The organism is Roseivirga pacifica (genome assembly GCF_900111145.1).
GTDB classification, from domain to species: Bacteria; Bacteroidota; Bacteroidia; order Cytophagales; family Cyclobacteriaceae; genus Roseivirga; species Roseivirga pacifica.
Window position 1 is genome coordinate 1546444 of record NZ_FOIR01000001.1, and the last position, 14427, is coordinate 1560870.

The 14427-nt window shown below is 42.3% G+C and carries 12 protein-coding genes; 1 reads left to right on the plus strand and 11 read right to left on the minus strand.

The features are described 5' to 3' along the window. The 11 genes from BMW98_RS06870 to rpsT all read right to left on the minus strand — a co-directional run bounded on the left by BMW98_RS06870 (position 1) and on the right by rpsT (position 13501). Positions 1-2736, minus strand: coding sequence for a tail fiber domain-containing protein (locus BMW98_RS06870; RefSeq protein ID WP_090257766.1), 2736 nt, complete (start codon positions 2734-2736; stop codon positions 1-3). A gap of 196 nt (positions 2737-2932) precedes the next feature. Further along, the gene (locus tag BMW98_RS06875) at positions 2933-3169 is read right to left on the minus strand and encodes a response regulator transcription factor (protein WP_090257767.1); all 237 of its coding nucleotides are present in this window, start codon (positions 3167-3169) and stop codon (positions 2933-2935) included. 182 nt (positions 3170-3351) lie between these two features. Then, positions 3352-5046, minus strand: coding sequence for a tetratricopeptide repeat protein (locus tag BMW98_RS06880; protein ID WP_090257768.1), 1695 nt, complete (start codon positions 5044-5046; stop codon positions 3352-3354). 33 nt (positions 5047-5079) lie between these two features. Further along, positions 5080-6852 carry a LytTR family transcriptional regulator gene (locus BMW98_RS06885; protein ID WP_090257769.1) on the minus strand — a complete coding sequence of 591 codons (1773 nt, stop codon included), beginning with the start codon at positions 6850-6852 and terminating at the stop codon, positions 5080-5082. A 127-nt stretch (positions 6853-6979) separates the two neighbouring features. Further along, on the minus strand, positions 6980-8545 hold the full coding sequence (rny, locus tag BMW98_RS06890; RefSeq protein ID WP_090257770.1) for a ribonuclease Y: 1566 nt from the start codon (positions 8543-8545) through the stop codon (positions 6980-6982). A 54-nt stretch (positions 8546-8599) separates the two neighbouring features. After that, positions 8600-8887 carry a cell division protein ZapA gene (locus BMW98_RS06895; protein WP_090257771.1) on the minus strand — a complete coding sequence of 96 codons (288 nt, stop codon included), beginning with the start codon at positions 8885-8887 and terminating at the stop codon, positions 8600-8602. A gap of 12 nt (positions 8888-8899) precedes the next feature. Then, positions 8900-9193, minus strand: a complete 294-nt coding sequence (locus tag BMW98_RS06900) for a hypothetical protein (RefSeq protein ID WP_245733505.1) — start codon at positions 9191-9193, stop codon at positions 8900-8902. After that, positions 9193-11604 (minus strand): phenylalanine--tRNA ligase subunit beta, encoded by a 2412-nt coding sequence (gene pheT / locus BMW98_RS06905; protein WP_090257772.1) that lies wholly within the window; start codon positions 11602-11604, stop codon positions 9193-9195. Before pheT ends, BMW98_RS06900 begins: the two co-directional genes overlap by 1 nt. A 139-nt stretch (positions 11605-11743) precedes the next feature. Beyond that, complete coding sequence (locus BMW98_RS06910) at positions 11744-12364, minus strand: DUF1684 domain-containing protein (protein ID WP_090257773.1); 621 nt, start codon at positions 12362-12364, stop codon at positions 11744-11746. An 82-nt stretch (positions 12365-12446) separates the two neighbouring features. After that, positions 12447-13136: a RadC family protein gene (gene radC / locus BMW98_RS06915; protein WP_090257774.1), complete on the minus strand. Its 690-nt coding sequence runs from the start codon at positions 13134-13136 to the stop codon at positions 12447-12449. Positions 13137-13249: 113 nt separating this feature from the next. Beyond that, the gene (gene rpsT / locus BMW98_RS06920; protein WP_090257775.1) at positions 13250-13501 is read right to left on the minus strand and encodes a 30S ribosomal protein S20; all 252 of its coding nucleotides are present in this window, start codon (positions 13499-13501) and stop codon (positions 13250-13252) included. Between the two features lie 187 nt (positions 13502-13688). On the opposite strand from rpsT, the gene BMW98_RS06925 reads away from it, so the two are divergent. Continuing rightward, on the plus strand, positions 13689-14423 hold the full coding sequence (locus BMW98_RS06925) for a hypothetical protein (RefSeq protein WP_090257776.1): 735 nt from the start codon (positions 13689-13691) through the stop codon (positions 14421-14423). Positions 14424-14427 lie beyond the last annotated feature (4 nt).

A 14427-nucleotide genomic window follows, 5' to 3' on the forward strand; every position in this document is an offset into this window, starting at 1 on the left:
TTATTTTTGATCAGTGTTCACAGTTTTTGAAGTGCCTTGCAATAAGGCTTCTATTTGTGCCAAACGGCTTTCCATATCTTCTACTTTAGAAAGCTCCGCTTTTAGCTGGCCGTTTTCTTTCTTCAGATCAGCAATTTGTTGGTTAAGCTCTTTTACTGCCTCAACAAGTACTGCAGTCATTTCAGCGTAGTTCACGGCTTTAAATCCGTCTTCTTTAGTAGTTACCAATTCAGGTAGCACTTCTTCCACTTCTTGGGCGATAAAACCAACTCTGGTTTCAGGGCGATTCTCATCTTTCCAATTGTAGCGTACACCGCGTAATTGTGTAACCATGGCTAAGCCAGAAGTAAGTGTTACCACGTTTTTCTTAAGGCGTGCATCAGAGGTTTGGTTAAGTGCAAATGCGTTTACAGAACCTGTAAAATCGCCATTGCCTGTTCCATCTAAAAAGATGTGATTATCGTTAGTTCCGTCCAATGCTATGTGGCTATGCACGTTGCTGCCATCTCCTTCAAAGTCTGCTGCGCCATACATTCTAATGCCTGTAGGGGCCGAACCTGTTAGGTTAATGTCTCCAGAATACACACCAGCATCTGAAATATTTACGTTAGCACTGAAAAGAGCAGGGTTGTAGAAGCCACCATTGCCATCATCTTCTTGGAAGTCGCTCGAAAGATTGATGTATGCTTTGTTGATGCCGTTGTCTTCCCAAGCTCTTGCTCCAATATTCACCAGTTGAACATCATTGCTATTGGCTATGTTGAACTCACCGTAGTTATTGCCACTGCCATCTTGACTAGTGTGCAATGAAATAAGGTCTGGTGTGTAAGGATTACCTGCGCCATCAATATTTTCTGCATAGCCTCTTAGCGCTAAGTATGGTAGGTCGTTGTTTTCCCAGTCTTTTCCGCCCATAAATATGTTGCTGGAATTAGGGCCTTCTAAGGCCAATCTTGCACCGCTCTCTGCGCCACCTTCTAGGTTAACCAACCATCTGTTGTCGCCACTAGTAATTCTGAAAGCTGGGTTATCGCTACCGGCTAACCATCCAGACTGTACGCGGCCTTTTGATGAGCCGTCATCATTTCGGCCAATCATGTTTGTCCATGGAGATTGATATCCGGCCAACTGCCAAACAACTCTGGTTTCGCCAAGTTCTGCGATTCCCGCACTCATTTCTTCGTATGCGCTACCTTGCGCGTAAGAGAGCATTCTATAGGTTGCTCTTCCGAGTGAGTCGTTTAGGTTGATAAGTCCTGCTTTTGGACCGTTAGAACCAATAAGTGTATTTGTGTAACCATCAGGGCTCATAAGCTGGAATCTACCCGCACCTTGATCATTCATGTCGAGCATACTCATTTGCTGACCCATTTGGTTTTTGGTTTCCATACGGCCAAATTCTAAACCAGTAGGTTCGTTGTATGAAGCGTCCATAAAGATCAAGTCATGCACTTGCTCTTCTTCGCTACCTTCTGGTACGTAACCATTGCCTTGAATTTTGAAGTAACCTTTGTCAAGGCCGCCTTCTTCCCAGTATTTTGCACCCATCTCTACATTCATAGAGTTTTCACCGGCTAAGCCCATGTAACCATTGCCATTGTAAGCTCTGATGTTCACACGGTTAACGTCAAGCGAGTCGTAAAGACCGAGGAAACCGATTGTGCCTTCGCTGGCCGCACCTAAAATTGTTCTTCTTGTATTGTTGTGGCCGTGAATTACTAGTGAACCAGAATTGTTTGGTTCGTAATAGTTTAAGTCCACTTTTAAATTGCCGTCAGGGCCATGAATTTGTAATGGCTGTGCACGAAGTGTTACCGGGGCGGCTTCGAACCAACCAGACCAGTTAGTTACATTTTCTCCTTGGCCAACCGCCATACCGAAAATTCCTATGTTCTCTTCAGAACCTCTAGCGGTACCTTGGGTACCCACACTTCTACCAGGGTAAACAGCTCCTTCTGCATCGGCTCGTGTATCGAAGAAGCCACCGTAGCGGGTACCGCCATTAACTGTTGCCATATGATTAAGCCCACGTGCAGCAGCCGAAAAGTCTGCTCCAGAACCGTAAACTTCGCCACGCATACCATAGGCTACACCACCAGCATAGCTAAAACCTGTACCCCAGGTACCAGTTGCCCATGCACTTGTATTGTTACTGTAGGCGTTACCTACAACCCCAGTTTGGAATTGCTCATTTATATCGGAGCCTTCTGCAATACCACCAACACCTGTGTTTGATAGGTCTGTACTTGCAAGACCTCTTACAGCCATGTTGTAAGGATTGGTGCCGGCACCGTAAATATGTGCGTTCACGGCCATCGAATCTTCTGGGTTGACAGAATTAAGCATGAACTCGCCCGCGCTGTTTACAGCAAATGGAGCGTATAATGTAGTTGAACCCAAGGTGGTGCTTCCAATAGCTACTGTTAAGGTTCTTTCTTCTACATTAAAGAATAAATCGGCTGGTAATGGGTTGACACTACCAAGTGTTACCGAATAAAGACCTTCTACTACCAAAACATCGGCTTGGGTTTCTGTCCAAGTGTCGCCTTCGTCTAGGCCAATAGTAAAAGTGAATGTTCTGTTGCCATTTACAGGCTCACCGTTTTCGTAAAGTGTTCCCTGAAAACTCATTTTCTTTCCAGGACCTTGTTCTTCGCCTTGATAATACAAGGCGTACACATCTTGCGTACCCGCACAGAGTAACAAGACAAATAAAAGAAGTAGTGGTTTTTTCATTTGTCGAATATTTGAAGATTAGTAATTGGTTGTTCTTTTCTTGATAGAAGGGAGGGAGTAAACAAAACCAGAAGTTGCCGTATGCAACTTCTAGTTTTAGACTCAACTAAATCAGACTACTATTTGACGTGTCTTTACTGACTATTCAAATTTCCTTCTATTAACTTTTTAGCTCAATACCATTATTTGAGTATATCTATTTCATAAATGGCATTAGCGCTCTGGCCCAGTCTGCATTTGACTGTAGGCCCAGTTTGTTTCTTATGTTTTTGCGGTGCTCATCATAAGTAAGTACCGATATAGAAAGCTGCTCTGCTATGGCGGCTCTTGAGTGGCCGCATGCCATGCACATTAGTATCTCCAGTTCTCTTGCAGAGAGCATGTCTTCTATCAGATTTTTATTAATAGTCGTCCTAGTTTTATAAGTCTTCATACCCGAATTGAGGTAATTAAATCGGTTACTCTAACCTAGGGAAATAAAGGGATGAAATCAGAGCGATGTTATGAACGACAAGTTGGTCGACATGAATGACAGGCTAAAAAAATCGCCCATAGAATTCTATGAGCGAAGAAATGTCATGAGTGACGTGTTTTTTGTAACGAAATGCAGGGTAGTTATGCTGTATTTCTTAGTACCGACTCGATGCCCGACTTGAAGGTTCTTGAGATGTTGAGTTCGGTTCCGTCCTTTAGCACCAAATTGGTGGCGTAAATAGACTGTATAAAATTGATGTTTACAATGTAAGAACGGTGTACCTGAATGAACTGGTTATGCGGCAAACTGGCCAGTATACTCTTTAGCGAATTACGGTCAATTTCGGGGCGTTCTTTCTTTTCTGTGAATAGCTCAATGTAAGGGCCGTCCGACTGAATGTACATAAGCTCTTCAATTGGAATAACTGCTTTACTTTTTAGTGTTATGTAATCTTGAGTCGGTTTAAGTTGATCCTTTAGTAAGTTCAGTTGAGTCTGGAGAGTTGCGATCTCGGAACTCTTAAGCCTGACCTCTTTGCTCTTCTTCTTCATTTGAAAGAATAGAAAGACGCTGAGCACTACAACTGCTCCGATTCCGGCCAGCAGGCCGGTGTTCATTTTTTGAAGCCCAGCAGCTTCTTCAATCAACTCATCATTACGAGCGGCATCGTATGCTTGTGTAAGCTCTTCGAGGGTTTTTACGTTTTTGTAAAACTCCAGACTATCATCTAGCGCTTTCCATTTGCGCATTATTTGTAAGGCCAGTTTTTCCTGACCGGCCTTTTCGTAGGCATCGGCTAAAATCTGGTACCGATCATTTAAATCGTCTACACTTTGTAGTTCTAAAATTTTGCTAATAGAAAGGTTGGCATATTCTATGGCTTTTTCTGCGTTGCCAAAAGCTAGCTCTACTCGCGCCACCATAAAATCGAGTCTAGACTCACGGTATTTGTCACCATTGCCTTCATTCAATGCAAGGGCTTTGTTTAGGTAATGGTAGGCGCTGTCTTTTTGGTTCAGCTCTATAAAGTTGGCTGTCTTGTTTTGGTAGTTTTCAATTAAGCTGATTTTGTTGCCTTGTGAGGTATAGATGTTTTCTGCTAAAGAAAGGTAATGATTGCTAGAATCTAGTTGTCCAACTTTTCTGAAGTTAACGGAAATGTTGTTAAAAGCCCGTGCCGATAGTGTGGTTTGTCCGTAGGTTTCGGCAGAAACTACTGCTTCTTTCAGCATGCTGTTCGATCTTGGTATTAAATCCATTCGGCCGTAGAGCGTGCCGAGGTTAATCATAGAATTAGTGGCTGCTGCAGGTCTGTTTTCCTTGTAAAGCGCTATGGCCGAATTGTAGTTTGCTGCGGCCTGGTCGTAATTGCCGCTGCTTTGTTCCAAAATGCCTAGCTGATGTAGCATTAGCGCTTCTTCAACCGGAATGTTGTTTTCCTTAGCATTATTCAACATTTCGGTATAAATGCTTCTGGCTTGGTCTACATTACCGGTTCGTTGATATACAATGGCTCGATTTCTTTTTATACGGCTGTATGCTGAGGCATGCTTTGCGGGGTTGGCGAAAACCAGCGCGGAGTCGTAATATGTGCCTGCCGTATTTAACTTTCCGCTTAAGTAATGTGAATAGCCTACTGCAAAGTAGCCTTCGAACTTTGCAAGCGAATCGTTATAACTCAGCAGTTTTTCACCGTAGTAGGCCAAGCTGTCGGGGTAAGCCGAGGCTCTTCTTGTAGCGTTTAGCAGGTCGCTAATTTCCTGACTTTGGCCAAAGCCTGAAAAGCTAACAATTACAAATAATATGGATATGACAGCTCGTAGGGAGTTATTCATGGCTTTGTTTTGTAATGGTTTAGTTTGTGTGGCCTAAAGTTTTAGTGCTTCTTCTACTTTCGATTTAAAGGTTCTGGATACATTTAATTCGGTTCCGTCCTTTAGCACGAGTTTAGAAGCATATATAGCTTGAATAAAGTTGATATTTACAATGTAAGATCGGTGAACTTGGATAAATATTTTATCAGGGAGTTCAGCTAAAATTCCTTTTAGTGTATTTCGGTCAATCTCTGGTCTCGATTTTTCTTCTGTGAACACTTCAATGTAAGGACCATCTGATTTGATGTACCGAATACGGTCTAAGCGCAAAACAGCCTTACTTTTTAAAGTTAAAAACTCAGATACGATTTGCTCTTCAATTGTATTTGCTTGCAGGTCTTTAATCTCTTCTTGCAACTTGCTTAGTTCACCTTCCTTCAATGCGCGATCTTCTTTTTCTCTTCTGTAGTATTTGTAAAAGGCACCTGCAATGGCCAACAGCACAACTCCGGCAATCCACTGGTTTAGCGAGAGTCTTTGATAGAAAGAAGAGGTTTCTTGCACTTTACTCAGTTCTCGTTCGGCTTCTAACTGGTTGAGCATAGCTTGTTGTTCGCTTATGCGGATGGCACGGGTTTGCTCATTGCTGCGAGAGTTGAGCTCATTGTGGATTTTCTGGTACTCGAGTGCTTTGTCCATTTCTCCCATTTGCTCATAAAGGGAGGCAATCTCTTCAAAGCCATTCATGTTTAGGTGTACCATTCCTAGTTCATTTATGCGGCTTTCAAATTCTGCCGCAAATGTTAGCGCTTTTTCAAATTGCTCTTGCTTTCGGTAATGTCTTATAGCGGCTTGTAGAATTCTTAGTTTGGCTGGTTCCGGACAAAAGTCATCGCAGTAATTGTTGGCAAGTTCTAGGTAGTGTGCCGATTTTTCGAACTCGCTATTATCGGCATAGTAAAAGGCCAAAAATGTAGCGGGACGCACCTTTTGGTTCAGTACCTGAGGCGAGTCGTCCATTTCCAGTGTTTTGGCATAGTAATGTGCCGCAGAATCGTTCTGATCCATTCGCTCGTTTACCAAAGCCTTATTGTTATAAAAAGCTGCGAGCATAGATGTGCCGGCCATTTGGTTTTCGTTAACCATGCTGAAGGCATTTAGGGCTCGCTCATAAAGCTCAAGGTCCACCAGCATTTGCCCCATATTCAAGTAAGAAAAGTTGAGGCTCATATTCTTTCGAGTAGAATCAGCATACTGCATTGATTCTTCAATGTGGTAAATGGCTTGGGCATATTGGCCAAGCCTTTTGTAGGCGTTAGATATATTTCCGTGGGCAGCTAAGAGAGCTGATTGATGTTCTGTGGCTTCTGGCGTTGCTATGGTTATAATATCTTCAAAAATGTTTATCGCCTCTTCGGCACTTCCAATTCTTAAATAAGAAATACCGAGTAAATTTTGACTGCGGAGGAAGAGGTTGGTGTTTTCTTGTGCGTTGAACTGTGCGGAGCTTACCTCAAACTTTTCAATGGCTTCTTGCAGGTTGCCGCGGTTGTAGTTCTCTACACCTTCTAAAAATGTTTGTCCAGCAGTGGCTAGCTGTGGTTCTTGAAAGCCCGAGCTCATTAAAGAGTCTGAATAATAGTGGAGGCTGTCTGGAAACTCACGTCCATAGTTCATTCCAAGAATGATGATGCGTTCCATTTTTTCCTGATCTGACTTAGCGTTCAGTATGTCTGACTTTAAGTCTTGGAAGTCTCCCCGCTGCGAAAAGCTTTGAAATGGGATAATAGAAAGTATTAATATAATCAGTGAAAGGTTGAGTCTCATAGTATACACACGCGGAAATAAGATATGCTGGCGGAGTAAATTTTGCAAGTAGAATGATTCTAATTGAAAGCAAAAAAGGGTATCTCGTTTAGAAATACCCTTTTTTGGTGAGTTAATTTTTTATGAATTATTTGGCGTAGTTCACGGCCCTCATTTCTCGTATTACGGTCACTTTTATCTGTCCCGGATACTGCATTTCTTTTTCAATTTTCTGAGAAATGTCGAATGAAAGTTGGCCTGCTTTTGCGTCTGTTACAGACTCTGCATCAACCATTACGCGTAACTCTCTACCAGCCTGAATAGCATAACATTTGTTTACGCCTTCAAAGCTTAGCGCCATGTTTTCCAATTCCTTCAAGCGCTTAATGTAAGACTCCATCACCTCGCGTCTGGCACCAGGTCTGGCGCCCGAAATGGCGTCACAAGCTTGCACCAATGGCGCAATCATATTCTTCATTTCAATTTCATCGTGGTGTGCACCAATGGCATTACAAACATCTGGATGTTCTTTATACTTTTTGGCAAGCTCCATACCTAAGATGGCGTGTGGCATTTCTGGCTCTTCTGGCCAAACCTTACCAATATCGTGCAATAGGCCTGCGCGTTTTGCTTTCTTAGGGTTTAGCCCAAGTTCGCTGGCCATGGTAGCACAAAGGTTGGCTACTTCGCGCGAGTGTTGAAGCAGGTTTTGTCCATAAGAAGAACGGAACCTCATACGGCCTACCATTTTAATCAATTCAGGGTGGAGGCCATGAATACCGAGGTCGATTACGGTGCGCTCACCGATCTCAGCAATTTCTTCTTCAATATTCTTAGTGGTTTTAGCCACAATCTCTTCAATACGCGCTGGGTGAATTCTGCCATCGGTTACCAAGCGGTGCAGCGATAGTCTGGCGATTTCCCTTCTTACCGGATCGAATCCTGAAATGATGATTGCCTCAGGGGTATCATCTACAATAATTTCAACTCCAGTAGCCGCTTCTAGCGCACGGATATTACGGCCTTCTCTACCAATTACTTTACCCTTAATGTCGTCACTTTCAATATTGAAAATAGACACACAGTTTTCAATGGCATGCTCAGTGGCTGTTCTTTGAATAGACTGGATAACAATCTTTTTGGCTTCCTTGGCACCAGAAAGTTTGGCTTCGTCTATAATGTCTTTCACCAATGCCGATGCCTTCGATTCGGCCTCGTCTTTCAAAGTTTCGATGAGCTGTTCGCGTGCTTCATCGGCAGAAAGCTGCGCTACTTTTTCAAGAGCTTTTACTTTCTCATCTACTTTTTGGTCTAGCTCTTCGCGCTTTTTCTTTACAATGTCTAATTGTGCGTCAAGGTTTTCACGCATGCTGTCTAGTTCAGCTTCTTTGCGCTTATTTTGTTCTTGCTGTTTAGCTAGGCTCGACTCACGTTGTTTCAGCTTATTTTCGTTAGAAATAATCTGATTCTTTTTGCGGTTGGCTTCTTCTTCAAACTCAGATTTCAGCTTTAGGTATTTCTCCTTGGCTTCAAAAATCTTGTCTTTCTTTATGTTCTCGGCCTTTAATTCTGCTTCCTTAACAATTTGCTTTCCCTTTTCTTCTAGCTCAAGGGTGGCTTTTGTGTTAAGCTTTTGCAAAAGTATTCTGCCAATGATTATTCCAACGCCCAACGCTACGATGGCCGTTATTAGAATGGTTACGGTGTCTCCCATAGGTATCTATAATTAGGGCAGGAAAGGAGCGCTATATGAGAGCTTAAATTAAGATTACGAGAGTGCGCTGTTCAACATTTTGTTGATTGCGTCTATTTGAGATTCGGCTGTGCTATCGATTGCAGTGCTTTCTTCTTCACTTTTGAGCTTTGCCACCATGCAGTCGAAAGCTACCATTGCCAAAAGATCTTCTTTATCGTCTATACCAAATTTCTCACGATAAGACTTTAGCCTATCGTTAATAAACTTGCCTGCGCTGCGTACCCGTGCTTCCTCTTCAGGTTTTACCTTCATAGGGTACTCACGGTCAGCTATTTTTATTTTGATTGAGAGAAGATCCATTTATCTAAAAGGTTAGCTCAAATGAGCGATACACCTATCTATCTCTTTTATATACTCGTTTAATCTATGTTTAAGCTCGATAGATTCTTCTTTCTCTACCGATGTATTCTTTACAAGTTTAGCCATTTTGTCCTGATTTTGAAAATCAGTGACTTTAGCCCTTAGTTCTTCAACTTCTGCTTTAAGGTTCTGGTTATCAGATTTCAATTGATCGACAAGCGCTGTTTGAGCGGTATATGTTGTAATTAATTTTTGCAGATTTTTCTGTAAACCCTGCAGTTTCGATTCAATTGAAGCTTGACTCATTACTTTCTTATTATGGCGCCTAGTTCTCTTTCAAAACCTTTCATCAGTCGGGTCATGGTTTTGTCAATCACCTTGTCTGTTAGGGTTTTTTCTTGGTCTTGAAGGTAAAAACTCATGGCATATGCTTTCTTGCCTTCTTCTATTTTGTCTCCTTCGTAAACATCGAAAACGTTCATTCTTGTAATAAGCTGACGTTCTAGTTTGAAGGTTACTTTCCTAATGTCCTCAAAATTTGTCTTTTTGTCAATAACCAAAGACAAGTCTCTTTTCACTTCAGGGAATTTTGAAAGTGGTTCGAACTCAGGGTTTAATGGATAAATCTTGCGCAAAAATGCCCAATCGATATCGGCATAAAACACTGGCTGACTCACATCAGCAAGGCTTCCGGCTTTTTTGGAAATCTTGCCTAAGCGAACCAATGGTTTCTTTCTTACGGAAATTTCAAGGCCATAGCTGAATATATCGTCCTTAATTTCGGTGGAGTCATATTGCGCAATACCGAATTTGTTTAGTAATTGGCTAATGGTTTGTGCTAAATCGTGGTACGCTACCGCACGGCCTTTGTTTTGCCAATGCTCGCTATTAGTGCTGCCTGTTAAAAAGATTGCTAGTCTTTCTCTTTCCTTGTATTTGCCGTCAATTAGGTGGTAGGTTTTACCGAATTCGTAAAGCTTTAAGTCTGTTTGCTTACGCTTAACGTTTCGGCTGATCACCTCTAAACCATGAAAAACCAAAGTTTGACGCATTACATTCAGGTCTTCGCTTAGCGAGTTTAGAATGTCAACGTCTTCCGACTCATTAATGCACTCAGTTTCGGCTGCGTATTGCTTTTTAGTAAGCGAGTTAGTGATGATTTCATTATATCCGCTACCGGCAAGCACACGGCTTACTTCAAGCTGCAAAGAGTCATTGTCTTTTTTCGGAAATGCCGAAAGGAAGGTTGAACTCAAGTGATCTTCTAACGCAATGTTGTTGTAACCGTAAATCCTTAAAACCTCTTCAATTACATCGGCTTCACGCTGAACATCAACTCTGTAAGGAGGCACAATGGCTGTAAAACCTTCTTCGTTTTCCTTTTCGATGGTTATATCTAGGCCATTCAGTATTTCGTGAATTCTTTCCTTGCCTATTGCCTTGCCAATCAGTCGGTCGATGTGCTTGTAAATTACAGGCACTTCAAAGTTGCCGATTGGGTTAGGGTAAATATCGTCTATTTCTGAGCTTATTTGCCCACCAGCGATTTGCTTAATGAGCATGGCAGCATACTTAAGCGCATAAACTGTCATGTTCGGGTCGGTACCACGTTCGTAACGGAAAGAGGCATCGGTTTTAAGCTGATGCTGTTGTGCTGATTTTCTAATGCTGTCTGGTGAGAAGTAGGCAACTTCTAGAAATACATGCTTGGTTTTTTCTGTAACCCCCGACTTTATTCCGCCAAAAACGCCACCAATGCACATGGCTTCTTGCTCGTTGCAAATCATTAGGTCGGTAGCAGCCAGTTTGCGTTCTTTTTCGTCTAGCGTAGTGAATTTGGTGCCCTCAGGCAGGTTTTTCACTATAACATAGTTACCGGCCACATCTGCATCGAATGCGTGCATGGGCTGACCAAGACTGTGCAACACATAGTTAGTTACGTCAACCACATTGTTGGTAGGGTTTATTCCAATGGCCTTTAAGCGAGTTTGTAGCCATTCCGGAGAATCGGTTACGGTTACATCAGAAATGCTAATGGAGGTATAGCGAGGGCATGCCTCTGTATTTTCTACGGTTACCTTAATGGTTTTATCCGTGTTGTCAACCTTAAAATCTTCTACCGAAGGCAAAGTGGTTTCAATGCCTAAAACAGCCTTTAAATCTCTTGCTGTTCCAAAATGAGAAGCACCATCTGCTCGGTTTGGTGTTAGGCCAATCTCGAAAACAAAATCGGAAGTAAGGTTAAAGTATTCGGCTGCAGGCGTACCGTTTGGCATGTCGGTGTCTAGCACCAAAATACCATCGTGCGATTTGCCTAAGCCAATCTCGTCTTCGGCACAAATCATTCCTTGTGATGCCTCGCCACGAATTTTTGCTTTCTTAATGGTAAAAGCCTCGCCTTCGCTTGGGTAGAGTGTAGCGCCAACTGTAGCCACTACAACTTTTTGTCCTGCGGCCACATTTGGAGCCCCACAAACAATTGGTGATGGTTCGCCTGTGCCAATGTCTACCGTGGTAACCGAAAGTTTATCGGCATTTGGGTGCTTTTCGCAGGTTAAAACCTCTCCAATTACCAGGCCCTTTAAGCCGCCTTTCACAGATTCAACTTCTTCAACTCCTTCTACCTCTAGCCCGGTTTGAGTAAGTAGAGCCGAGATTTCTTCAGGAGACTTATCTATTGCGATGTAATCTTTTAGCCAGTTAAGAGAGATTTTCATACTTGTATTGTTGACTTAAAAGTCGATTCGATACACCAATAATGTACCGTTGATGCTACATGATATTATAAAATGCCATAATTGGTGTTCTTACCATTTGGCATTCGGCAAAAATAAGCTTTTTGCTGATTGAAATAACTTAGTGTTCGGTTTTATATAGCTTTTCTCCAGCGCTTACAGGAATGTTCATTAGGTTTTCGCGTGGGGGAATAGGGCAGCTATACTCATCGTTAAAATGGCAGTAGGGATTGTATGCCGTATTAAAATCGATAACTACTGAATTTGTGTTACGGTAGGTTACATCGAGGTAGCGGCCGCCACCGTAAGTTTCGTCCGCACTAGTTTCGTCTGCAAACATAAGCGATAGCCTGTTTGGGTCGGTTTCTTCCCAGTCTTGGTAGAGCAGTAGCTTTTGAGGTTTTCCTTCTAATGTAAATGTGGCGTAGGCAAAGGGAATGTATTTTAGTTGTTCGCCAGTTGTAGATTCTATAAAAATTGGTTGGCGAGCTCCGAGCATTTCCAGCTTGGCAGTCACTTTGTACTTTTCGTCAACTGGGTAGTAGTTCAGGCCGGTAAAACTTTGTTTGTCTTCTTCTTTAAGTGGGGAGGAAGAGGAGAGCATTTGGCCGTTTCTGTCTTTACGGTTGGTTTCAATCCTTTCTATGTAATCTTCCGTGCTCTCGCCAATGGTTAGAAAGTTGAGAATTGTAACCCCAATAAGGGCTACTACTAGAATTCCGAAAATTGTACTCCGCTTCATTCCTTATGCCTTGAAATCCAAGGCGAAATTAAGCTTGAGATGTTGAAAAAAGAAGTTCGGAGGAGTAAATAATAGGGGGAAGCTAAAGCATTCCTTCGTCTGCAAAGCTGTAATAGCCGTGTTCGGTAAAAATGATGTGGTCGATTACAGGAATTTCGAGCAATTTGCCGGCCTCACTCAGTTTGTTTGTCAACTTTATGTCGGCTTGGCTGGGTTTAAGGTTACCGCTAGGGTGGTTGTGGATTAGAATTACTCCGCTGGCAAGATCTTCGAGCGCTTTTTTGAAAATGATTTTTGGGTCCGCCACTGTTCCGGATACTCCACCAGTAGAAACACATCTTTTGTGAAGCACCGTGTTGTTTCTGGCAAGCATCAATACCCAAAATTGTTCTATCGGTTGATCGATCAAGTCGGGGCGTATAAGGTCGTAGGCAGTTTTTGAGCCGGTGATTTTAACGCGTTCAACGGGTGCGCTTTGGTTTCTTCTTCTGCCTATTTCTAGGGCGCTCACTATCGCAATGGCTTTCGCTTCGCCAATTCCTTTGAATTGAGTGAGGTCTTTTACACTTAGTTTGGCAAGTGCATTTAGGTTGTTACCAACGCTGGAAAGAATTTTTTTGGAGAGTTCCACCGCACTCAGTTCTGATGAGCCAGAGCCAATGAGTATGGCGATTAGTTCGGCATCGGAAAGATTGGTTCTGCCTTTTAGTAGTAGTTTTTCGCGTGGGCGGTCTTCTTCTGCCCAACTCAGAATTTTCAATCCCTTCTCCATAATTGTGTGTAATTGAATGGAGAAGATAATGAATTTATGCGACTAGTATTTACAGGGCAAGAAAAAAGCCAAGTCGTACGACTTGGCTTCCCAATTATTTTGCTCCGTAAATATTAAAGGCTATTAACAAGCTTAGTCAATTTAGACTTGTTGTTAGAGGCCTTGTTTTTGTGGATAATATTTTTCTTAGCCAGCTTGTCAATCATGCTGGTTACTTTCTTTAAAAGCTCTTGCGCTTCAGTCTTATCACTCGTGTTTCTCAATCTCTTGATAAAGGTACGAGTAGTCTTGTGCTGATATCTGTTTCTCAAACGTTTTGCCTCGTTTGATCTGATTCTTTTTAATGCTGACTTATGATTTGCCATCTATATAAAATTACTACGCTTTTTCTAATTGGGATGCAAAGATAGGTCTATTTGAATTATTATCAAATACTTGACGGTAAAATTGATGAAGAACTTCAAACTTCCTTACAAAGGTACTTTATATGGCGTTTAAATGTGTTCTAAATCAGACTAATAATCTGTAAATTAATGTTTTAAACTCGACACTATGGAAAAAATCACTACACTTTTGGTAAGCCTTATGCTGTTTGGCTTGTCAACTTCTTTCAATATAATAAACAAAAAACCTGCAAATGCACTGGAAGGTGCTTGGGAACTGGAGACCTTAAACGGAGCGGAATTGCCCCATCGTGCGGTGCTCACTATTCAATCGCCCTATGCTTTTTATACTGAATTTGATGTTGATAAAAAGGAGTTTGTTGGTTCTCAAGGAGGCATGATTGAGATTATCGCAAACCGAATTAACTATACTACAGAGTTTAATACATGGAGTGCTGCTGAAGTTGGCAAGAAGACCGAAATGGTAGCGGAATTAAAAGGCAATAAGGTTACCATGAAATTTGATGGTAATACGGTTGTTTTTAGCAGAGTAGACCCGGGAGTGGGCGATTTGGCTGGCTCATGGAGAATTACGGACAGAATGCGTAATGGAGAAATGCAGGCCACGCAACTTGGTGCACGTAAAACCATTAAAATGATAACCGGTAGCCGCTTTCAGTGGGCTGCCTTCAACCCTGAAACCAAGCAGTTTTCCGGCACGGGTGGTGGCTCAGTTACCTTAGAAAATGGAAAATACACCGAACATATTGAGTTCTTCTCCCGAAACCCAGATAGGGTTGGGGCTGACCTTACATTCAATTATGAAGTAAATGGAAACAAGTGGACCCACAGTGGCTTGAGTTCCGCTGGAGATCCAATTAAGGAGATTTGGACGAAGCAGTAATTGC